Source organism: Acinetobacter sp. GD03645 (assembly GCF_029845285.1).
Taxonomy (GTDB): Bacteria; Pseudomonadota; Gammaproteobacteria; order Pseudomonadales; family Moraxellaceae; genus Acinetobacter; species Acinetobacter corruptisaponis.
In genome coordinates, this window is record NZ_JAOCLL010000008.1 from 154,987 (window position 1) to 176,711 (window position 21,725).

Genomic DNA, 21,725 nt, shown 5'->3' on the forward strand with positions numbered 1-21,725 from the left:
AGCCTATAACGCAAGGCATGGCTGAAATGTCAACAGACCCTTAGTGTAAGCTTGACAAGAATTTTTTAGCAATCATGCTTTTGCACTATATCACAAATCTTTACTGAGCATTGACGCAAGCCAAACAATCAACTGAATCCGATGCGAATTTAAACTTTGGTAAAATATGCATCAAAACGACAGGCATCTCCCAGCCATTGATGATCAGGAACTTGATCTGCCAGATAAATGGCATGGCGTGGACGCTTTACCACCACACGTTTGGCAACTTTGCGAGCTAAATCCAATAACTGATCGCCCAAGTCCATCTCACCATCTTCAGGCAACAACAGGTGTAACAACTGCATTTGTTTCTTAACCTGCGCCTGTTTTTTTATTGCCTGCTGATTCTGGTCACGCTGTGGAAACATTGGGTCCAGATACACCACATCCACCTGCTGATTCTGCTGGGCTAATTGCTGTAAATATAGATTGGAATCAGCAAAGACCAACTGAATGCGCGATACAAAAGTCTGTAAAAATGGATCCTGTTCAGCCTGTGCCTTGGCATATTCCAACAACACAAACAGGATCGGATGCCGTTCAACCAGATGAACATCAGCACCCAGATAGGCCATGAGCAAACTATCATGTCCTAAACCTGCGGTCGCATCAACTAGTGTTGGCTTCTCTCCAAGCTGACATGCTCTGGCAATCATCTCGGATTTTAAACTGGCCCTTTTTAATCGTGGTATTTCAGCACGCCAGTCAGGCTGCATTTTCATGCCATTGGCCGCAAGACTTAAACCATCCTCATCCAGCACCAGTGCCATGCCTGGATTCAGGCGTAAAAAACGTGCATTGATCTTCTCAACCACTTGCCCATCAAGCTGAACATGCAATTCAGCCAAACGTGTTTGCAGTTGCTGAAATTGGTGTTGATATTCAGCTTGATACCAACAGATCATCTGCATTACCAATGCACCCAACCTGTCCACCACGTTGCCAAGATGAACAGCCCAAATATAATGCGGTAATAGGCAAATGCGGTAAAATCATGTTTGGAAACATAACGAATCAGGGCACGAATCACAATCAGCGCTGAAATAAATGCTACGATAATTCCAACAGCCAAGACTGCCATATCGTTACTATGCAACTCATGACGCATCTTATACATATCCAGCAGACCTGCGCCCATCAGTACAGGAATCCCCAGGAAGAATGAAAATTCAGCCGCGGCTTTACGTGAAACGCCCAGGAACAATGAACCAATAATGGTTGAACCAGAACGGGAAGTGCCTGGAATCAAGGCAAGACACTGAATCAAACCAATTAAGGTTGCCTGCTTAAAGCTTAGATCATCCACTTCCTGAGTTACGATCTGATGCGGACGGCGTTCCGCCCATAAAATAATAAAACCACCAACAATCAACGCGATTGCAACGGTAATTGCATTAAATAAATAGGCTTTTACCACATCACCAAAGCTCAACCCAATGATCACAATTGGAATTGAGGCAATAATCAGGTTCAGGCTTAAACGGCGACCCTGTTCCTGCCCTGTGAGCGCACCAATCAAGGCCCCCCACAACTTGCCCCAATACTCATAGATCACCGCAGCAATCGCACCAATCTGTACGGCAACCGCGAACATATCGCGCTTTTCAATCGTCCAGAAATCCAGCAGTTGTCCTGCTAAAATTAAATGTCCTGTACTTGAGATGGGTAGAAATTCAGTAATCCCCTCTACCAAACCCATAATCGCCGCTTTGAATAGCAATAAAAGATCCATACTCAACCTTAATTCGTATTAATTTGCTTTGCCTTGTTCTGGAATCTTCTTCCACGCATCATCACGCAAATACACAGGCAATGCATGTTCAGCATCAACCCATTGTTGTTGTGCCGCATATACACGCGCTATGGTTGCAATGTCCTGTGCAGTCGCCATGATCTTGAGCGTAGAAGCCTCGGATGAGTCTATTTGCTCTGGCTTAATCAAGCCTGAACCCGAGCCGATCGCAGTAAACTGGCAATATTCGGCTGCCTGTTCATAATTTAATAATCTTTCTTCATCCATTGCCTGCATAATGCCATGTTGATCCAGACGAAAGTTGGCAATATACACTTCCTGCATCCGCGCATCCAGCACAGCAGTAACCTGCTGTAAGCCTGTTAAACGATAGGCTGCCTGAGCCAGAGCCTGCAAGCTTGATACAGGAATCACAGGCACGTCATGTGACCAGGCCAATGCCTGTGCAACGGCAGCATTGATGCGTACCCCACTAAATGAACCTGGGCCACGACTAAAGGCGATTGCAGTTAAATCAGCAAGTTGAGTCTTGGTTTGCAACAAGGCCTGTTCAGTTAATGGCAAAATGGTTTGCGTTTGTGCCTTGGTTCGTTCATCCAGTTGGAAAAACAGTTCTTGGATATCATCCACCAATGAAACAGAACACTGCTCATTGGCAGTTTCCAGTGCAAGCAATTTCATGCAAAAACCCTGAGTGCCAGAAAGAGAAAAAACGCTGAGTATCATACTCCACTCCAACGCACTAGGCGAGTTGTTCTCCTTTTTAATATAAAAAAGCCAGACTTTTGTCTGGCACTTTTATCCTGAAATTTAGATCAAATATTAAAAATGAAATTCTTCCAGATTCAGGAAATTTTTATAATGTTCCGCATAATGCAATGCACTTAACCTTAATCGAGCAGCACCCTGTTCATCCAGTGTCTTCACCACCTTGCCAGGCGAACCCATCACCACAGAATTGTCTGGAATCACTTTACCCTCTGGTATAAGGGCATTAGCTCCAATAATACAGTTCTTGCCAATTACAGCATGATTTAAAATGACCGCATTCATGCCAATCAATGAATTATCACCAATGCTACAGCCATGTAACATGACTTTATGTCCAACTGTTACATATTCGCCAATGTCCATTTCAATGCCTGCATCAGTATGCAACACCGCATTTTCCTGAATATTGGAAAAATTACCAATCCGAATCACACAATTATCGGCACGCACCACAGCACCAAACCAGATACTGACCTGACGACCCAGCTCAACCTGACCAATCACCGTTGCAGTTGGTGCAACCCAGCCATCCCAAGGCTCATGCAATGCTTTTGGACTTAATCCCTGATAGCGATACATCATGATGAATACTCGACTTGATTAAATACGATTTAAAACTTGGATAATCCAAAATGCGGTGGATTCACCAGAAACGGCCAATTTTTTTGATAACCCAGACCATACTGAAACAAAGAAACCAGCATACGTGCCGTTAAGCCCCACACAATTTCACTTTCCACCTGCATACTTGGAAAATAAAGGGATTGGCGGGCCAGACGAACCTCATAAGGTAAAGGTGGGGCATCAATTAATTGCTGTAATGGTACAAAGAAAATACGATCAATTTCAGTGGGCTGGGCAATGAGATCCACCTGTGCAGGAATCAACCCCACAATCGGCTTCACAGATATGCCACTTCTGGCACGCTGAATAGGTAGGTCACCCAAAAGCTTGACATCAAATGGATTAAGCGCAGTTTCTTCCTGCGCCTCACGTAAGGCAACCACAATATTACTGGTATCACTTGGATCACGCTTGCCACCTGGAAAAGATACTTCACCAGCATGTTGTGACAACTGCATGGAACGACGTGTCAGCAAAACTTTAGGTTGGACTTCCTGAGTAATCGCAATCAAAACTGCGGCATCTGCCTGCTGGATTCGTTTGGAAAAACGCAACCGTTGTTGTAGAAGCTGTATTAACGACGGCTGTTCCATATCACTCATCTCTTCTTGTTACTTTCCTAATAAATCATCATAGCTGAAATTTGAGTTGTCAGTATAGATGATGATGCGAACAGATAAAAATTCAGTTATGCTGGGCTATCTCTACGGCTGATGATAATTATGAGCTTTTGTGTTGCATGCGGACATCAAACTGAGGCAAAAATTCCACTGGGTGATCATAAATCACGTTTGGTTTGCACAAATTGCGGCAATATTCATTATGAAAATCCCAAAGTGATCTGTGGAGCATTAGCGCTTTGGGACAACAAGGTTTTACTTTGCCGTCGGGCAATTGAACCTCGCTATGGATTGTGGACCTTACCTGCTGGTTATATGGAGCTGTTTGAAACCATGGAACAGGGCGCAGCGCGTGAAACCCGCGAAGAAGCTGAGGCTGAAGTTGAAATTGAACAGCTATACTGTATGTATAATATTCCCCGTATTGGACAGATCTATGTATTGTTCAAGGCACAATTAAAACAGGGACAATTTGGTGCTGGCGAGGAAAGTCTAGAATGTCGCTTATTTGAAGAACATGAGATTCCATGGACTGGACTTGCCTTTCCTAGTGTAGAACAAACATTAAAACATTATTTTGCAGATCGTAAAAATGGGCTATTTCCATCTCATTTAGAAACATTGGGAACCCGTTTAGATCATACAGGTTAAAACAAAAAAGACCGCTTTTGCGGTCTTTTTTAATTTGAAATCTAAGATTTTATTTTAATCGCATTACAAGTAGGAATATTTTGGTCAGCAAGTTCAATACTTACTTTACCAGAGAACCCTTTTGCCAATGCACGTTCTTCATCTGTTGGTTTAACATATTGGTTTTTATTCGTATTTTTATCATCATATATACGAATATATGTCGCCTGAGCATTAGCATAGGTATTTGACCAAGCCACAGGTGATTCATTCGCAAAGTTTGTTAAGTTAATATTCTTTTGACCCATTGATAAATTATATAGGTTGATTTTAGCTCCAGTTCCAGAACTCAAATTTAAGCCAAACATTACTCCGTCAAGCGTTAAGAATTTTGGATTAGATAAAATCATACGTACAGTAACAGACCTATCATTCGTTGAGTTTGACGTTGTACCTGTTGTTCCAATGCGGTACTGTATCTGATCATTGGTATCAGTTATCGTTCCATCCGAATTTACTGATTTTACTAAACCACAAACACCAGACATATCCATTGGGGTTGCATTTCTTTTAATATCTGTACGAATATCACCATGTTCATCAATCACAATTCCCATTTTAACTGCTGGAATTGTTGTATCCTGAAATGTGAACCTTAAAGTTGCATACAATGGAAAAATATATTGTTGTCCTGATTTAACATTAGCTTCAGTTGTAAAAACATCTTTTGCCAAATAACTCGCTGGGTTCGCTCTGATAATATCCACTACCCCTCGATAAGATTCACCTGCTACCGTCTGTTGCCACAATCCTAAATGATTTGAGTCAACAGTTCCTTTATCTTCAATTTTCAACAATTGTTTATAAAATGCATCTGTACCAGGAATGGTCGAACCATTAATAACTTTACCTTGGTAAAGATTTAAATCATCACTAACGTCAGTATTCAAACTAAAATGTAGAGAATGATTAGGATTGACTTCTTGTAAAATTGGATTTAACCACTCATTTTGCGCGTTTACTTGTAATTTTATTGGTTTTACTTTAGTAATTAAACCTATAGGAGCTGTAACTGCATTATTTGTAATAGTGGCTGCACCACGCCATTGCTGACCTGAACCAATTGTATACCCCTGGCGATCTGACAATAGATAAAAGCTTCCCATTGAATGTATTAAATTACTCTTAGGCACAACACAATCTTCATATACCCCTTTATTACATCCAAAGAAGCCATCCACTCCAGCCGTACTGGTTTGTCCACCTGATTTATATACAGGTAAACCAGCCTCCCAGATACCGACATTAGCTAGATTAATTAATTGCATTACTACTGCTAAGGCCTGCTCATCGGAAACCTGTCCCACATCTAACCAAGGTTTTAAAATATCAATGTACTCTCCATTTACCCACTCTGTAACACCAATATCTTTATTTATTTTAACAAGCTGATTTTTTCTTTCAGTTGTTAATTCAATTTTTTGTATATCTCCGACAATATTATCATCTTGTTCTATGCTCAAACTCTGCAGAACTTTAGCTATAGCCATAGCAACACGAACTGTTTCATCATCACCATTTAGAGATGTTGGCTTTTTCCCTGTAAGTGCCATTGCCAAATCAACTAAACGGATTCGCGGTAATGTTGTTGTTTTTAGTTTAGTAATCTCATTTAATTTAATTGTACCTAAACTAATTTTACGTGAACTTTCACCCTGGATATAAAAACTGACTTCATCCCCTAATTTACAAGCACCCGTTACAACATTACTCTCAAATTTAGTTGCAAAATGATTTATTTGATCACTACTACAATCGAAATTTAAACCTGCTACAGGATAATCCAGTGCAAATTGCAGACAATCATCAGCTGTAACCGAGCAACTCGTACTTGAAGTCACCCCTTTCACACCTGTTGTTGGATCCTCATTAATCTGGGCACTCTCACTACCACAACCATGCATAAGAATAGCCAATGTCGAAAATGCAAATGGCAATAAAATTTTTTTGTTTATCATTGGTTCATCCTATCCTTGATTATTGTAAAACAGAAAGTTTTATCTGTCCCTGATTTGAGAGTTCCTGCTCAGAAATATCCACTGCTGATGCCAAAGGAGTCATCATTATATAACGTGCTTGAGTTGGTACTTTTAGCACACCTTGAATTGCAGCATGTTGCAGTAATGTTGCCGATACAGAGCTATTTTTAAAACCACTTGCACCTTCCTGAATACAACCTTTTTCATCTAAAAAGAGAACAAGAGGCCAATAATAAACAGGGTGATCATTACTTGATGCATAAGAGTCAATCTGCATATATTGAATTGAATTATCCAGCTGAACCAATTCATATTCAAACTTTTCTTTTAACGGTTTGCGAGGCCAAAGCCCAATTTCTTTCTGAGGTGTAAGTGTTTTAATTGTTTTAGTATAGTCTTTCAAAAAACAACTATCATCTTCAAATGCCGATGATAAATCCTGTGCGGATAATCGAACATAACTCGTTGCTAAAACAATTGGTGTATTCGTTTGCTGTGAACGGTTCATAAATTTATCTAGAACTGAACGGCTTACCCCTTTTTTACGTTCAATTGTTTCAAAACGTCCCGTACCATCAGGCATAGTATAAAAACGCTTTTTTCCATCCAAGTTAAATTCTTGATCTTCCAAATATTCACTATTAACATACTCAACCCCATCAACTTGATTAAAGGCATTTGCTTGAGTTTCTGCAAGAGGAGCATTCGATGGCTGTATTTTAGCCAAGGTTTGCTTTACAGTTAATTCTGATTGCTGCTTTATCTTATCATTAACTTTTTGAGATGGAGTAGTGGATGGTTGAATATTCTGTGAGCTTTCCACAGAATTTTTTAATGTTTCTTTAGAAAAGGCAATAGAACCAGAAGTTTTTTGCAATGGAACCACTTCAGTATTTTCAACCTGATCTTTAACTGGTTTAACTTTTATTGGTTTAATATTCGCAACATTGTGTTTGTGGCTCGCAGAATCAGGTTGGGGGATACTCGCACTCTTTGGCACAATCATTGGACGCCCATCTGGGCCAATGATTGTATAAAAGCCATCTGCATATGCAACCGTACTACTTAGTAATATTAAACTAAGTAGTGAGATAATACATCTCGGGTGTTCGATCCATTTATTTTGCATTACCATCTTGTTCTATAGTTAATACCAAGGAGCGTTACTTTGGTATTGGTTTTAACATCCAACCCTGCATAAGGATTTAATAAAATATTATCCACACCTGTCTTATTTGATAGGCTACTGGTATTTGCAGGAATATCATCACGACTACGCAAAAAACCGATAGATAAGTCTAAATCCGTATCCTGATCAAAACGATATCCTACGCCCATTCCAAATAATTGTGCATTATTAATTGGTACCATCGTATTACGCTTATCATCAGGAATTGAACTAGTACGTGGCTCATATCCTATACGAAGCTTTAGACGATCTGTTGCAGAGTATTCAAAACCAAGCCCCCAACGCCAAGAAGACTGGAATCTTAATGGAAGGGAAAGCGATCTATCCGTTACATCATTCGAAAGCAGTTTTGCAACTTTAAGTAATGAAATCTGTCTATCAAATTCAAATCTAAACTTATCCCACGCAGCAAAATCCGTCCAGCCCAAGTCAAAGTTCATCTGTAAATCTGGCAAGATTTTATATTTAATACCCGCTTTAAAATGTTGAGGATATTTAAAATCCATTGCCAATAAACCTGATTCTACTGCAGGTGCATAGTTAGGCAGCCCCAAAATCGCCGCAAGAATTTGCCCTGTTGCAGATGAATTTAGCCCCGCAATTAATTGCTGAGGAGCTTCGGCAACATTAATCAGGTATTTACCATGCAAACGCATCTTAGCTTCACTTTGATACACCATACCAAAGCTAAAATCATCTGTTGGTTCCCACAATAGTCCTAAATTATAGCTTGGGCTTAACGACTGTTCCAAGGATACATCCAATGCACCCATTTTATTAAATGGATTCATACCCTCTTTGGCGTTACACATACCAAAAAGTAAAAGATCGGTAATAATGTCACCGTTGTCTTTAAAGGGTCCACAAACCACTTCATCCACCATACGAAGCACCCCAATCAACTCATTGGGAAAACGTAAATCAGTTTTCATGGCAATTGCTTGATATGACATCCCAAATGATGCACCAAGATATAGATGGTCATTCACCTGATAGCCAAAAGACGGTGATAAGTATGTAATACGCTCTAAAGCGACTTGTTGCCCCATATAATTACTAGGATTACCATCTTCAGCACCAAACCCTGCAACTAAGGGTGCATAGATTGCTGTTGCATATGTAACCTTTGAACCTGGTGGCTTATAAGAAATCCCTGCTGTCGGTGCAGCCAATGGTGAATTAGGACCTAAATCAACAATTTTCTTCAGAACAGGTACATAGATACTGGCATATTCAACATCACCACTTACGGTACCTTTAAAGTCCGTACAAATTCCTGTATCAACTTCTGGTCCATCATTACATACGAGAGGATCATCTGAATAGCCAAAAACGTTATAACCAGCAGGCGCAGAATAATCACGTTTAATGGCAAAGTTTGCTAAAATACCTTGTACATCTGTTTGCAAGCCATCTAACTTGGCAAGAGCTGCTGGGTTAAAGTGAACTGCACTAATTCCTGGGGGATCTGCGGTAACAGCATTCCCCAATGAAAGTGAGCGAAGGTCAACTGATAAGTCTTGTCCCAATTGTGCATTTGCAAGATTAGACAAACCTGCAACAAAAACTGCTATTGTTAAGGGACATAATTTAAGGTATCTCACCATTACATCTCCTTAACGGACTTTTTTACCAAAGCCTATAATATCAAGCGGGAAAGATAGACCTAACGACACATCTGGTGCATCCTCAGTTAATCCAATACCAACAGTACCATTCACAATCGTTTCAGGAGATACACGCACGCCCAAGGCAAAAGACAACATTGCACTACTTTGATCAGCAGACTTATAGCTCTCATCATTCTGGAAATAGAATTTTGCGCCCGTATTAAAACTTTGTTGATAAGACATGGTTAACGATACATCATAGTTAAATGAATATGCGAAACCAAAAGAAAAACCACCACTTAATCCTGGATCAAAACTTTCTAGAACACGGCTACCACGTAATTGGTTTAATCCTGACTCTTTTAAACCATAACTAGCAGATACAGAAGTAAACAGTACAACAGGATCAATATATTTACGTGTACTTGCACCACCACCAATTGAATAATAGCCTTTACCTGTAGATAGCTCATCTATACCAATGTCATAAGGACTATCACCAGTTTTAGTTGACAGACTACCAAATAAAACCAGAGGCAAACGCCCTTGTTTTAAAGGAAAAGGTTCCCAACGTGCACCAAAGTTTATATCCCCCAACCCTGCCGCAGTTTTATCTTGTAGTAGATCTTTTTTTGCTATGAATGGTAATGATGCCGATAAAGTTACATTATCGAGAAAGCCATATTGAACCGTAAAAGTATTCGTTAATGTGTGATTGGCATCTTCCTCAACACGTAACCGTGATAAAGCACTACTACTATCACTCATTGCCAAATCAAGACGACTATCACGATAATAAGTATAATCAACATCGTAGTAAGAAGAGAAAATCCCTTTCTTAATTAATGAATATTGACGTTCATTTGAAGTAAACACTTCTTGTAAATTAGTTTCTTTAGTTGCATCACCTTCTTGTTTCTGTAATGCAGTAGCAGCCTGATTAACCACAGTGTTTTCACTTGCAGGTACATTTGAATCCGCAACTACTGTTGCTGGTTCAGATGTGCTGTCAGCACTGGCTTGAGGCTGTTCTTCAACAGTAGCTGTAGGTGAGGTCGATTCTTCAGCATAAAGCGTTGTTGTGATTGCACTCAAACTTAGTGCCAACACACTCATATTCATCCATGTACTTTTCATTTTACTTTGCATCCTATTAATACATTAATTTTTTGCTGATTCTTAAACTATTTTCGCTTGTAATATAAGCGCATATACGTGGTAATCGGTTTATTGTATGTTGATGAGTTAGGATCCGCATCTAATACTCGACGCATCGTTGATGCCTTATCGGCATTATGTTCAAACTTTTGAGTCGGGAACTGAATTTCAGCAAAGGCATATCGATTCACTGTTGCATCTTCCACATGACGCATATCCGAATCCTGTAGAGCTAAAAGATTCTTTCTATACTGTTCAGGAATATCAACAATAAATAATGTATTATTATCCCAAATCTCTTTGAAACGATTTTCATCAAAACTTATATTACCAAGCGATGGGTCAGCAACATATACACGCCCATCTTTATATGCTTTATACACAACAAAGTGTTTAAAACCAGCATACGTAATAGGAACAATTGCAGGCTGTTTTAGGGCTGTTAGATCTGAGAACTCCCCACGATAGCCACCACTATTAATCCCCAATGCTGAAACGAAACGTTTCATATCTAGTAATGAAAAACTACGGCGCTCAATAATTCGCTGATATTCACCGTATTGCAATAGACCACTCATGGTTTGCTGTTCTGTCAGACGCAAACCACCATAACCGTTCAAAAGTGTAGTTAATGCAGCTGATCCACAACTATAGTCATAGGCCTGACGTACAATCCCTCTAAACTGATCCTCTACAGCGGGTTTGATTGTGACTGCCTCACGATGGTTTCGAGTAAATGAAGGGTTACGAGAATCTAACGTTTCTGTGTAATACACAGTCCCCTCTGGCTTTTTTTCTATTTCGAAGGCTTGCGTTGTAAAGTAATACATCAATGCTGAGCCTAAAGCGATCTCTAACATAAGTCTCTTTTTCTAACCATGGCACAACTTGCCTTATTCATTTTATTTTTAGTGTTCGTAAACACCCCATCCTTGTTTGTTGAAGATACCTTCTTTTATAAAAAAAAACAGCATTTTTTTAGTTTTTTTTGACGAAATGTTATGTTCTTGTATAAGTTAAACGCATTTTCATTATTTAATGTGATTTTATCCACAATTTCACATCAAATATATTTATAGAAAATTAGCATTTTATTGTTCAATAACAATATATCTATTAATTTAATAAAACCTCTATTCTAAATTATTTATCTAACGCATACTCTTTTGCTTAAAAAGCAAAAAAGCGCACAAGTGCGCTTTTTTGTTTAGAAACTAAATGATTAGTGACCAGCAATTGTAATTGTAGATGTGCCCATGTGAAGGCCTTGAACTTCAACATCACCAATTGACGCTGCAGTTGCACTACCTAAATGAACACCTCTGATATAAAGGTCATTACCAGCAGAAGAATTGTTCTTGATTTCTAAACCAGTAGATTTAACATTGATGTCAAGATCAACATCAATTGCTGCACCACTAATACCACGAACATGAATCCCGTCTAGGAAGATTTCACCACCATTCGCAGCATCATTAATACCTAAATCAGTAATATCAATACCACCAGCAATTGTTGAGTCAACCTTGATCATTGCGCCTTGAGGTGTAGAACCTAATTGAACATTCGCACCGATTTCACCCATAGATAGAGTAAGACCGCTAAGAATTACGTTTTCATTAGTTGTAATACCACGACGAACATCAACAACGGCTGCTGAATAGTCATCAGGCGTACCTGATTCAGCAATACTGATTTCACCAATAGTGATTTTAGTTGCAGCAACCTTAGCAGCGATGTTTAGGAAAGCAGTACCACCAGCGCCTGTACCTACAGTGTTACCTGTACCAGCATCACTATCGATATCTAAAGTTAAGAATTTATCAGTAGTACCTGTAACATAAGCAGTACTCTGAATACCTAAACCTTTAATATGGATTGCACCAGAAGATGTAGTAGCAGCTGTACCAGTTGCACCTGCAATACTAGTAGATGTTTGTAAACCATCATTATCATGGATGAATAAGTCATCAACCAAGATACCTTCTACAGGAGTCGCAGAACCCAAAAAGGTTTGTAGATTTGAGTTGGTACCAAGCGCGATACCAAGGCTGATACCGTCCTGACCAGTTGCTGCTGACATTGCAGCATCATCCATAGACTGCATAGCCATTGCATTTGCGCTAATCGCCATTGAAGAAACTAAAGCAAGTTTAGTAAACATTTTCATTGAGCACTCTCCCAAGAGCATTTATTTTTTGACTTTCACTACTCTAAACTGTTCGCGGTCGTTTTTTTCTTAATGACAACTTGAACTTCCAATCCTTGAGTAGTTCGCTTAGCAAGTACTAAATTACCTGTTTGTTATTTTATGTTCAACTCCTGTTAAGCATTTTTTATAGACAACCCGATAAACGGCATTTTTGGATTATATAAAATTTATGGTTTTTTATTTCATAAGATAAAGATAAATATCATTTTTTATAAAATTCTTTTTTAAATCAATTTAAGTAGTTTGCATACTTATCTGTTAATTAGCAAAATTCTGGTTTTCAAAATGTAAACAAAATCTCTTTTTACTTGTATTAGTTCAAAACTCAATACACTTTACTTCATAAAATAATTATAAACCTCAGATTTCTCAAATATTGATCAATTTCCAGTTAAAGGTAAGATAAAGATCAGTAGCATGTGAAACGTTGTAGTACAATTTATCTATCCAAATGTATATGAATGTACTTTCGTTTTATGTCTTATTTCCAGCAAAAGCTTAACACGCAACTCATTTCTGCATTTACGCTTCTCTCGAAACTTTATCATCTAACTGGTTTAGTGTATCTCAATGATCAAAATTTTCCTGTTATTGGATTTCTACCCAAAACTTTTCTGAAATTTCAGCAGTCAACGCTGACACAGTTTCATCAAATTGAATTTAATCAATATCAAATAAGTCAAGATGCAACATCAGTGATTGAATTTTCAAATTTTAATCATTCACTAGAATCCTTAAGGCACAATATTTCTTTCAATGGTGGTTATATTGGCTTCTTTAGCTATGACTATAGTGCAGATCAATTTATTGATGTCTCTAGTCATCCACAACCCAGCTTTTTTCTAGGTGAATATTCTACTTTTTTAAAGTTTCAGAATGGCGCATGGTATTTTTATAGTGATGAGGAACAAGCGCAGAATATTTATGAAACCATTTCCAGACTCCTGAACCATTCTCAAGAAAATCAATTACCAACACTTCAACTCTTAAAAAAGTGCGCTTCCCGTTGGTCAAAAGAACAATATTTTGACGCATTCAATCAGGTTCAGGAGTACATCAAGGCAGGTGATTGTTATCAAATCAATTTAACCCAAGAATTTAGGACAACAGTACAAGGCACCCTATTAGATAAAGCCGAAGAATTATGGCAATTGACCCATGCACCGTATGCAGGTTATCTAAAGCTTGATGATTTTGAGCTATTCAGTTGTTCACCTGAGTTATTTATCGAATTTCAGCATGAGAGAAAAATCAAGACCCGACCAATTAAGGGAACCATGCCACGCTTTGATGATCCCAAACAGGATCAAGTTTCCAAAGCCAAACTTAGCAACTCTGAAAAAGATCAGGCTGAAAATGTCATGATTGTAGACCTGTTGCGTAATGACCTTAGTGTTTATGCTGAAACTGGTTCGGTAAAGACAAGCAAACTCTTTGAAATCGAAAGTTTCAATCAAGTACATCACATGGTCAGTGAAATCACGGCAACTTTAAGGCAAGATATCAATCCAATGCAGATGCTATTGTCTGCCCTACCTGGCGGTTCAATTACGGGCGCACCCAAAATTCGTGCCATGCAGATTATTGAGGAGCTTGAGGGAACACCTCGAGGCGCCTATTGTGGTAGTTTAGGTTACTTCAATTTTGATGGTACTGGACGCTGGAATATCCTGATTCGTAGTATTCAAAAGTATCAGGATCAATTATCGGTCTGGGCAGGTGGTGGCATTACCATCGCTTCTAATGCTGAAGCAGAATATCAGGAATGTTTTGATAAAATCTCTGCCATGCTTGATTTGCTCAACACATGGCAGAAATCTGATGATTAAATCAAAAGACAGGTTATAAAACTTGCATTTTGAGTGTATCGACTAAACGCTGATTTTGCTCATCTGTTCCAATCGTAATTCGCAAGAATTGATCAATTCTTGGTTTATTAAAATAACGGACAATAATGCCTTGCTCACGGAGTTGCTGTGCAAGCTTGGCGGCTTCATATTGTGGATGAGTGGCAAAAATAAAATTAGCTTTTGATGGCAATACCTTAAAACCTAAAGCAATCAAATCACCAACCAGTTTTTCACGACTTTCTATCACTTTTACACATTGTGCTTCAAAGTAGGCTTGATCTTCAAATGAAGCCACTGCCGCTGCAATCGCAAAGCGATCCATTGGGTAGGAGTTAAAACTATTTTTGACTGCTTCCAGTGCTGCAATCAAATGGCTTTGTGCAATGGCAAAGCCAACCCGTAAACCTGCAAGGGAACGTGACTTGGAAGTTGTTTGACAAACCACCAGATTATCGTATTGATTCACAAGCTGAACTGCTGATTCTGCTCCAAAATCTACATAGGCTTCATCAATGACAATCACACGATCTGGATTGGCCTGCAAAATTTGTTCGATTTGATTCAAACCCAATGCAATACTGGTTGGCGCATTGGGATTGGTAATAATAATACCGCCATTTTCCTGCTGATAATCTGAAACATCAATTTCAAAATTTTCATTCAAAGGAATCTGCTTGGTCTGAATTCCAAAGAACTGACTATAAACTGGATAAAAGCTATAGGTAATGTCAGGATAAAGCACAGGTTCTTTCTGGATAAAGAATGCCTTAAAAATATGGGCTAGAACTTCATCTGAACCATTACCCACAAAAACTTGATCAAGTTCAACTTTTTGCTGATTGGCAATCGCTTGCTTTAGGGCGGTTGCATCAGGGTCAGGGTATAAACGCAAGGCATCAGCCTGATTTGCTAAGACCGCCTGTACTGCTTCCACAACTTTTGGTGATGGTGGATATGGGTTTTCATTGGTATTGAGTTTGAGTAAGTTCTGAATTTTAGGCTGTTCACCTGGCACATAAGGCTCTAATTCACGAACTTCTGGGCTCCAAAAACGCATTTGTTCTGTTGTAAACGTCATTTTATTCTCTCTTTTAGCCCTCTCCCAAACTCTTACGCTTCAATTTGGAGATGAGGAACGATTATAGTTCCACAAAGGAGAGGTTTTTTAATTAAATTATTGATAACGGTAACGTGCTGAACGTGCATGGGCATCAAGGTTTTCTTGCACCGCAAGCACATCGGCTGTTTTTGCCAACGTTTTAACACCATCCTGTGAGCACATGATCAGGCTTGAACGTTTCTGAAAATCATAAACACCCAGTGGCGATGAAAAACGTGCTGTGCCTGACGTTGGCAAGACGTGGTTTGGCCCTGCACAATAATCGCCAATCGCTTCTGGCGTATAACGTCCCATAAAGATCGCACCTGCATGACGAATATCTTGGCTCATCAATTCAGCTTCATCCAAACAAAGTTCCAAATGCTCAGGCGCAACCTGATTGATCAGTTCAATCGCTTCTGTACGGTCTTTAACCAGAACCAGCGCACCACGGTTTTGAATTGAAGTACGGGCAATCTCTGCTTTTGGTAATTCAGCCAGATGCTTTTCAATGGCTGCATCCACAGCATTTAACAGTGCTTCATCTGGTGTAATGAAAATGGCTTGGGCAACCGTGTCATGTTCTGCCTGAGACAGTACATCCATCGCCAGCCATTCTGCATTGTTTTCGCCCTCGGCATAGACAAGAATTTCCGAAGGCCCAGCAATCATATCAATACCGACCTGACCAAACACAGCCCGTTTTGCCGCAGCAACGAAACGGTTACCTGGCCCTGTAATTTTATCCACGGCTGGGACAGTTTGGGTTCCATAGGCCAAAGCCGCGACTGCTTGCGCACCGCCAATCGTGAATACTCTGCTAACTCCAGCTAAATATGCGGCGGCCAAGACCAATGGATTGAGTTCACCATTCGGTGCAGGCACCACCATAATAATTTCAGGAACACCCGCCACATGGGCTGGTAGCGCATTCATTAATACCGAGGATGGATAAGATGCCAAACCACCTGGTACATAAATCCCAACACGATCAAGAGGTGTAACTTTCTGTCCCAGGGTATTCCCAAGCTCATCCACATAAGTCCATCCCTCTTGCTTTTGAGCCTGATGGAAAGAACGAATCCGTTTTGCCGCCAACTCTAGGGCTTCACAGATTTCAGAACTTAACCCCTCAAATGCGGTTTTAAGCTGTTGCTGGCTAAGTTCTAAATCGGAGAATTGATGCGCTGGATGTCGATCGAACTGTTGGGTTAATTTAAGTACATGCTCATCACCATGCTGACGGACATCAGCAATGATCTGGTCTACAGTCTGTACTAGTTGAGGATCATTGACAGTTTCAAATGCCAAAAGCTCAGCAAATGCCTGTTTAAAATTCTGATCCTGAGTCGATAAACGTCGCATCAATTTACCCACAAGATAAAAAAGAGAACGCTAAGTTTACCCTTTTTCATCGTCCTTGTGGATGCAATATCAGCCTAAAAAATCAATCACAAAGAAAGAGTTCTTCGATCAACCTCCAGTTCTTGTTTGCCTATATTTTCCCTAACCCCAAAATCAAATAAAAAGGCCAACCTAAGTTGACCTCCAAAATTTAAACTATTTATCGACTAACGATTACTAATCGCCTGCTCAAGCTGGGTCAGGATTGGATTTAACAAAGCCTGTTTGCGTTTAAAGCTGGCTTTATTGACAATTAAACGTGAAGACACTTTGCAAATTTCTTCCAAAGGTTCCAGACCATTGGCACGCAAGGTATTGCCTGTATCCACTACATCAACAATGTAGTCACCCAGGCCAACCAAAGGTGCAAGCTCCATTGAACCATATAGCTTAATCACATCAACCTGCTCCCCCAAGCTTGCATAGTACTGTCGGGTTAAATTGACATACTTCGTGGCAATCTTTAAACGCCCTTTAGGACGCTCCATGCGAACTTTACCCGCAGTCATTAGCTTACAATTGGCAATTTTCAGGTCAAGTAATTCGTAAACATGCTGGGCACCATGCTCCATCAGCACATCTTTACCTGCCACACCAAAATCTGCCGCACCATTCTCCACATAGGTTGGCACATCAGAAGCCCGCAAAATCAAGATGCGTACTTTTTTATGAGTGGTTGGAAAAATTAACTTACGTGATTTATCTGGGTCTTCAAGTAAATTAATGCCTGCATTTTCCAGCAATGGCAAGGTTTCCTTTAAAATACGACCTTTACTGAGTGCTAAAGTTAAACCATGATCAAAATTGCCCATCACATCAAAATTCGGATCATCGTTTCTTAAGTCATTCATGCTTTTACCCGCTTAATCTGCGCACCTAAACTTTGCAATTTTTCTTCCACACGTTCGTAGCCACGATCAATATGGTATATACGATCAACCAGTGTTTCACCCTCTGCGACCAATGCAGCAAGAACTAGTGAAAACGAGGCACGTAAATCCGTTGCCATGACAGGCGCAGCTTGCAGTTTTTCCACACCTGTGACCACCGCATCATGCCCATCGACTTGAATGTTGGCACCCATACGTGAAAGCTCAGGTACATGCATAAAACGGTTTTCGAAAATCGTTTCTGAAATTGTTGCAAAACCACGACCAATGGCATTGACTGCCATAATCTGCGCCTGCATATCCGTTGGAAACTCAGGATGAGGCAATGTTCTAAAACTCACTGCCTTAGGGCGTTTACCTTGCATATCCAGTTCAATCCAGTCTTCACCACGCGTGACTTCTGCGCCCATTTCCTCAAACTTGTCCAACACACTTTCCATAATATAAGGGTTAGTATGTGTGGTTTTGATTTTTCCACCCGTGATCGCAGCAGCAGCCAGATATGAACCTGTTTCAATACGGTCAGGAACGACACTATGTTCGCAACCATGTAAACGTTCAACACCTGTCACGATCAGTGTATTGGTGTCCAGCCCTTCAATTTGTGCGCCCATTTTATTGAGCATATTGGCTAAATCGGTAATTTCAGGCTCGCACGCAGCATTACGGATTGTTGTCACACCTTCCGCCAAAACCGCAGCCATCAGGATATTTTCTGTACCGCCTACGGTGACCATATCAAAAACGACTTCACCGCCTTTTAAACGACCATCAATCGAAGCATGCACATAACCATTTTCCACTTCGATCTTGGCACCCAGCGCTTCCATCGCCTTTAAATGCAAGTCCACTGGACGTGAACCTATGGCACATCCACCTGGCAATGAAACTTTTGCATTGCCATAACGTGCCAATAATGGACCCAGCACTAAAATCGAGGCACGCATGGTTTTTACTAGATCATAAGGGGCAAATTGATTACTTAAAGTGCTGGCATCAGCATAAACAGTATCGCCCTCATAAGTGATTGTTACGCCTAGGCCTGCAATAATTTTGCTGATGGTGTGTACATCTTTTAAATTGGGAACATTACGAATCGTGACTGGATCATCAGTTAAAATCGTGGCTGCCAATAATGGTAATACTGCATTTTTAGCGCCAGAAATGCGCACTTCACCCTCGAGCTTAACACCACCCGTAATCAAAAATTTATCCATTAATATTTAGGCTCCGAAAAGGCTTGCTTTGCGCCATTCGTCTTTTGTCATCGCACGAATCGTAACAGCGTGAACTGCACCACTCGCAATATAGGAATTCAGGGGTGCATAAACAGCCTGTTGACGAGTCACAGTCCGCTTACCATCAAATTGATCGTCAACAATGCGAAGGTCAAATTTCCCAGCTTGTCCACTCACTGCCACTTCTGCTTCAGGGAAAGCTTCTTTTAAAATTTGCGTGAGCTGCTCACTATTCATTACCAAGACCTCTTATACAAGCATTGCTGTAAAACGATATATTTTACTATAACTTTTTCACATAATTCAGTAAGGTTTCATTTTTATCTATAAAAAAAGAGGCTTTCTAAAAAAGCCTCTTCTATTAGAACACCAAAATCAGGATGCTACCGCAAGTTCATGCTGATAAGAGCACTGCATCTTTCTATGTTTGGCAAGCTGTCGTTTTAATTTTTCTGTCAGCTTTTTAATCGAAGTATACATATCATCAGCTGTCGCCTGAGCAAACAGCTCAACCCCTGGCAAACGTATAATCGCTTCCGCAATATGGTTTGCACTCCCTTTATGAGACCGTTTGTCTATTTGATGATCCTTAGCCAGCTTGATCTGCATGCTATTCACATGATCCAGATGCTTGGTCATTTGGCTAAACTTCGCTTTTATATTTTCTTCAATTGCTGGTGTAATGGTTAAATGGTGTCCACGAATTGTTATTTGCATAATTCTATCCCTCACCTTTTCTCAGGATTCAAGAATATCGCTCAAACAATTTAATGCGACCTATATGGTTCAACATATCCATTAAATCATCTCAGCGATTCCTCTAGTGTTTATTAAAAATTCATTATTCCGTCATAATGAACTCTTAGAATAGCCACACCTTTAAATTTAGATCAAGACTTTTCTTTCAGAAGATGAGGGAATATGTAACGATTCGCGATATTTTGCAACCGTGCGTCGTGCCACTTCAATTCCTTCTTCTTTCAGCATTTCAGCAATTGCATTATCCGACAAAGGTTTACGTGGATTCTCATTTGAAACCAACTTTTTGATCATGGCACGGATTGCGGTGGAAGAAGCCTCACCACCCGTGGTTGTTCCCACATGGCTAGAGAAGAAATATTTCAGTTCAAACAAACCACGTGGAGTCAGCATATATTTATTGGTTGTGACACGTGAAACAGTAGACTCATGCAATTCAACTTCTTCCGCCACATCCCGCAATACCAAAGGCTTCATTGCCTCAGGCCCCTGCTCAAGAAAAGCCCGTTGATGCTCAACAATACAGGTGGCAACTTTCAACAATGTCTTATGGCGCTCATCAATACTCTTGATAAAGTTCTTGGCTTCAAGCATTTGATTACGCAAATAAACATTGTCATCACTTTGATCAGCACGACGAATCATGTTTGAGTAAAAGGAATTAATGCGTAATTTTGGCATAACATCTGGATTCAACTGAACCTGCCAATGCTGGTCTTTCTTCGAAACCACCACATCAGGCACCTGATATTCAGATTCCTGTTGATTAAATTCCAGCCCAGGATAAGGCTTTAAGGTTTTTAATAAATCAATAGCGCTCTTTAGCTGTTCTTTGGTTAAGCCAGTCTGCTTTAACAACTTATTTAAATCATTTGCAATCAAAAGCTCATAGCACTGTAACAATTTTTTTGCTTCAGCCAGATAAGGTATTTTTTCATGGAATGTCTCTAACTGAATTTTTAAACATTCCGCCAAATTACGGGAACCAACACCAATTGGGTCTAAACGTTGAATATGTTTTAAAACAACAATGATCTCATCTTGCTCAACCTCTTCATCATTCTCCACTTCCCGCAACAGTCGAGTAGTGGCCAACAAAATATCATCCAACTCTGCATCTAGAAATCCCTTGTCATCCAAAGAATCTACGATACAGTATGCGATTAATTTATCCACTAAAGAAAAATGCAGCAGATTTACCTGTTCTAAAATATGTTCCTTTAGGCTCAACTGAATCTGGCGATTATCTTCTCTCTCTTCATATTCTGGAGAAGCCAAGGCAGTAGATTGATGGGTGTAAATATCATCCCATTCTGTATCAACGGGTAAGTCATTTGGTAGATGGTCAGCATTCAACTCAGTGGTTAAGTCTCCTGTTTCAGAAGTTTCAAGCGTAGTTAAACTTTCTGTCGTATTAATTTCTTCAATTTTCTCTAGTAAAGGATTACTATCAAGTTGAATTTGTATTTCCTGTTCCAGTTCCAAACTTGAAAGTTGTAGTAAACGAATTGCCTGCTGTAATTGAGGAGTTAACGACAAACTATTCGCAACTTTCAACCCAACAGATAATTTCATAACACGCTCCTTTTATGGATAAGCAAAAAACATGCCTATTCATATATTTATAACATAAAGCAATGTTTACGCCTATAAGGAACCACATAATCTTTAAATATTTATTTCTAAAAAGAAAGGTCAATGAAGCGTATTGTTGAAATATTTCCCTTATTGTTAAGTATGGACAAATATTGAACAACCCCTTGATTCAAATAAAAATAAGTAAGAACTCATATCTTTTTCTTCTTTTCATTATACTTTTCTCTGTTTCTTCAGCATA

20 protein-coding genes are annotated in these 21,725 nt (G+C 39.7%); 2 read left to right on the top strand and 18 right to left on the bottom strand.

What is annotated here, in order from left to right; translation table 11 throughout:
* Window positions 1–149: 149 nt before the first annotated feature.
* The 5 genes from N5J47_RS08605 to N5J47_RS08625 form a co-directional block, all read right to left on the bottom strand.
* A complete protein-coding gene (locus N5J47_RS08605; RefSeq protein WP_279959577.1) occupies window positions 150–947 on the bottom strand; it encodes a class I SAM-dependent methyltransferase in 798 nt (265 codons plus the stop codon).
* Between the two features lie 5 nt (window positions 948–952).
* Window positions 953–1,774 carry an undecaprenyl-diphosphate phosphatase gene (locus tag N5J47_RS08610; RefSeq protein WP_279959559.1) on the bottom strand — a complete coding sequence of 274 codons (822 nt, stop codon included), beginning with the start codon at window positions 1,772–1,774 and terminating at the stop codon, window positions 953–955.
* Between the two features lie 18 nt (window positions 1,775–1,792).
* Window positions 1,793–2,476 carry a tRNA (adenosine(37)-N6)-threonylcarbamoyltransferase complex dimerization subunit type 1 TsaB gene (gene tsaB, locus N5J47_RS08615; protein WP_279959560.1) on the bottom strand — a complete coding sequence of 228 codons (684 nt, stop codon included), beginning with the start codon at window positions 2,474–2,476 and terminating at the stop codon, window positions 1,793–1,795.
* A 141-nt stretch (window positions 2,477–2,617) separates the two neighbouring features.
* Entirely contained in the window at window positions 2,618–3,145 is a 528-nt protein-coding gene (locus N5J47_RS08620; RefSeq protein ID WP_279959578.1) for a gamma carbonic anhydrase family protein, read from the bottom strand.
* A 32-nt stretch (window positions 3,146–3,177) separates the two neighbouring features.
* Window positions 3,178–3,792 (bottom strand): CoA pyrophosphatase, encoded by a 615-nt coding sequence (locus N5J47_RS08625; protein ID WP_279959561.1) that lies wholly within the window; start codon window positions 3,790–3,792, stop codon window positions 3,178–3,180.
* 120 nt (window positions 3,793–3,912) lie between these two features.
* Here N5J47_RS08625 and N5J47_RS08630 point away from each other — a divergent pair, with 120 nt between their 5' ends.
* On the top strand, window positions 3,913–4,461 hold the full coding sequence (locus tag N5J47_RS08630; RefSeq protein WP_279959562.1) for an NUDIX hydrolase: 549 nt from the start codon (window positions 3,913–3,915) through the stop codon (window positions 4,459–4,461).
* A 41-nt stretch (window positions 4,462–4,502) separates the two neighbouring features.
* Here the strand turns inward: N5J47_RS08630 and N5J47_RS08635 are convergent, their stop codons facing one another.
* The 6 genes from N5J47_RS08635 to N5J47_RS08660 all read right to left on the bottom strand — a co-directional run bounded on the left by N5J47_RS08635 (window position 4,503) and on the right by N5J47_RS08660 (window position 12,606).
* Window positions 4,503–6,458 (bottom strand): hypothetical protein, encoded by a 1,956-nt coding sequence (locus N5J47_RS08635; protein ID WP_279959563.1) that lies wholly within the window; start codon window positions 6,456–6,458, stop codon window positions 4,503–4,505.
* A 19-nt stretch (window positions 6,459–6,477) separates the two neighbouring features.
* Window positions 6,478–7,608 (bottom strand): putative pilus assembly protein FilE, encoded by a 1,131-nt coding sequence (gene filE, locus N5J47_RS08640; protein ID WP_279959564.1) that lies wholly within the window; start codon window positions 7,606–7,608, stop codon window positions 6,478–6,480.
* A complete protein-coding gene (locus tag N5J47_RS08645) occupies window positions 7,608–9,272 on the bottom strand; it encodes an outer membrane protein transport protein (protein WP_279959579.1) in 1,665 nt (554 codons plus the stop codon). The genes filE and N5J47_RS08645 overlap by 1 nt, the downstream gene beginning before the upstream one ends.
* Before the next feature lie 12 nt (window positions 9,273–9,284).
* The gene (locus tag N5J47_RS08650) at window positions 9,285–10,415 is read right to left on the bottom strand and encodes a hypothetical protein (RefSeq protein ID WP_279959565.1); all 1,131 of its coding nucleotides are present in this window, start codon (window positions 10,413–10,415) and stop codon (window positions 9,285–9,287) included.
* A gap of 47 nt (window positions 10,416–10,462) precedes the next feature.
* Complete coding sequence (locus tag N5J47_RS08655) at window positions 10,463–11,296, bottom strand: C39 family peptidase (protein ID WP_279959566.1); 834 nt, start codon at window positions 11,294–11,296, stop codon at window positions 10,463–10,465.
* Window positions 11,297–11,658: 362 nt separating this feature from the next.
* Window positions 11,659–12,606, bottom strand: a complete 948-nt coding sequence (locus N5J47_RS08660) for a DUF6160 family protein (RefSeq protein ID WP_279959567.1) — start codon at window positions 12,604–12,606, stop codon at window positions 11,659–11,661.
* Window positions 12,607–13,124: 518 nt separating this feature from the next.
* Between N5J47_RS08660 and pabB the strand changes: the two genes are divergently transcribed.
* The gene (gene pabB / locus N5J47_RS08665) at window positions 13,125–14,477 is read left to right on the top strand and encodes an aminodeoxychorismate synthase component I (protein WP_279959580.1); all 1,353 of its coding nucleotides are present in this window, start codon (window positions 13,125–13,127) and stop codon (window positions 14,475–14,477) included.
* Window positions 14,478–14,490: 13 nt separating this feature from the next.
* On the opposite strand, the gene hisC is transcribed toward pabB, so the two are convergent.
* From hisC to N5J47_RS08700, 7 genes are all read right to left on the bottom strand, one after another.
* Window positions 14,491–15,576: a histidinol-phosphate transaminase gene (gene hisC / locus N5J47_RS08670; protein WP_279959568.1), complete on the bottom strand. Its 1,086-nt coding sequence runs from the start codon at window positions 15,574–15,576 to the stop codon at window positions 14,491–14,493.
* A 96-nt stretch (window positions 15,577–15,672) separates the two neighbouring features.
* Window positions 15,673–16,962, bottom strand: coding sequence for a histidinol dehydrogenase (hisD, locus tag N5J47_RS08675; RefSeq protein ID WP_279959569.1), 1,290 nt, complete (start codon window positions 16,960–16,962; stop codon window positions 15,673–15,675).
* 206 nt (window positions 16,963–17,168) lie between these two features.
* On the bottom strand, window positions 17,169–17,852 hold the full coding sequence (gene hisG / locus N5J47_RS08680; RefSeq protein ID WP_279959570.1) for an ATP phosphoribosyltransferase: 684 nt from the start codon (window positions 17,850–17,852) through the stop codon (window positions 17,169–17,171).
* A complete protein-coding gene (gene murA, locus N5J47_RS08685; RefSeq protein WP_004675159.1) occupies window positions 17,849–19,108 on the bottom strand; it encodes a UDP-N-acetylglucosamine 1-carboxyvinyltransferase in 1,260 nt (419 codons plus the stop codon). Before murA ends, hisG begins: the two co-directional genes overlap by 4 nt.
* 6 nt (window positions 19,109–19,114) lie before the next feature.
* Complete coding sequence (ibaG, locus tag N5J47_RS08690) at window positions 19,115–19,366, bottom strand: BolA family iron metabolism protein IbaG (RefSeq protein WP_004675160.1); 252 nt, start codon at window positions 19,364–19,366, stop codon at window positions 19,115–19,117.
* A gap of 138 nt (window positions 19,367–19,504) precedes the next feature.
* The gene (raiA, locus tag N5J47_RS08695; RefSeq protein ID WP_267980042.1) at window positions 19,505–19,846 is read right to left on the bottom strand and encodes a ribosome-associated translation inhibitor RaiA; all 342 of its coding nucleotides are present in this window, start codon (window positions 19,844–19,846) and stop codon (window positions 19,505–19,507) included.
* Window positions 19,847–20,014: 168 nt separating this feature from the next.
* The gene (locus tag N5J47_RS08700; RefSeq protein ID WP_279959571.1) at window positions 20,015–21,463 is read right to left on the bottom strand and encodes an RNA polymerase factor sigma-54; all 1,449 of its coding nucleotides are present in this window, start codon (window positions 21,461–21,463) and stop codon (window positions 20,015–20,017) included.
* Between the last annotated feature and the right edge of the window lie 262 nt (window positions 21,464–21,725).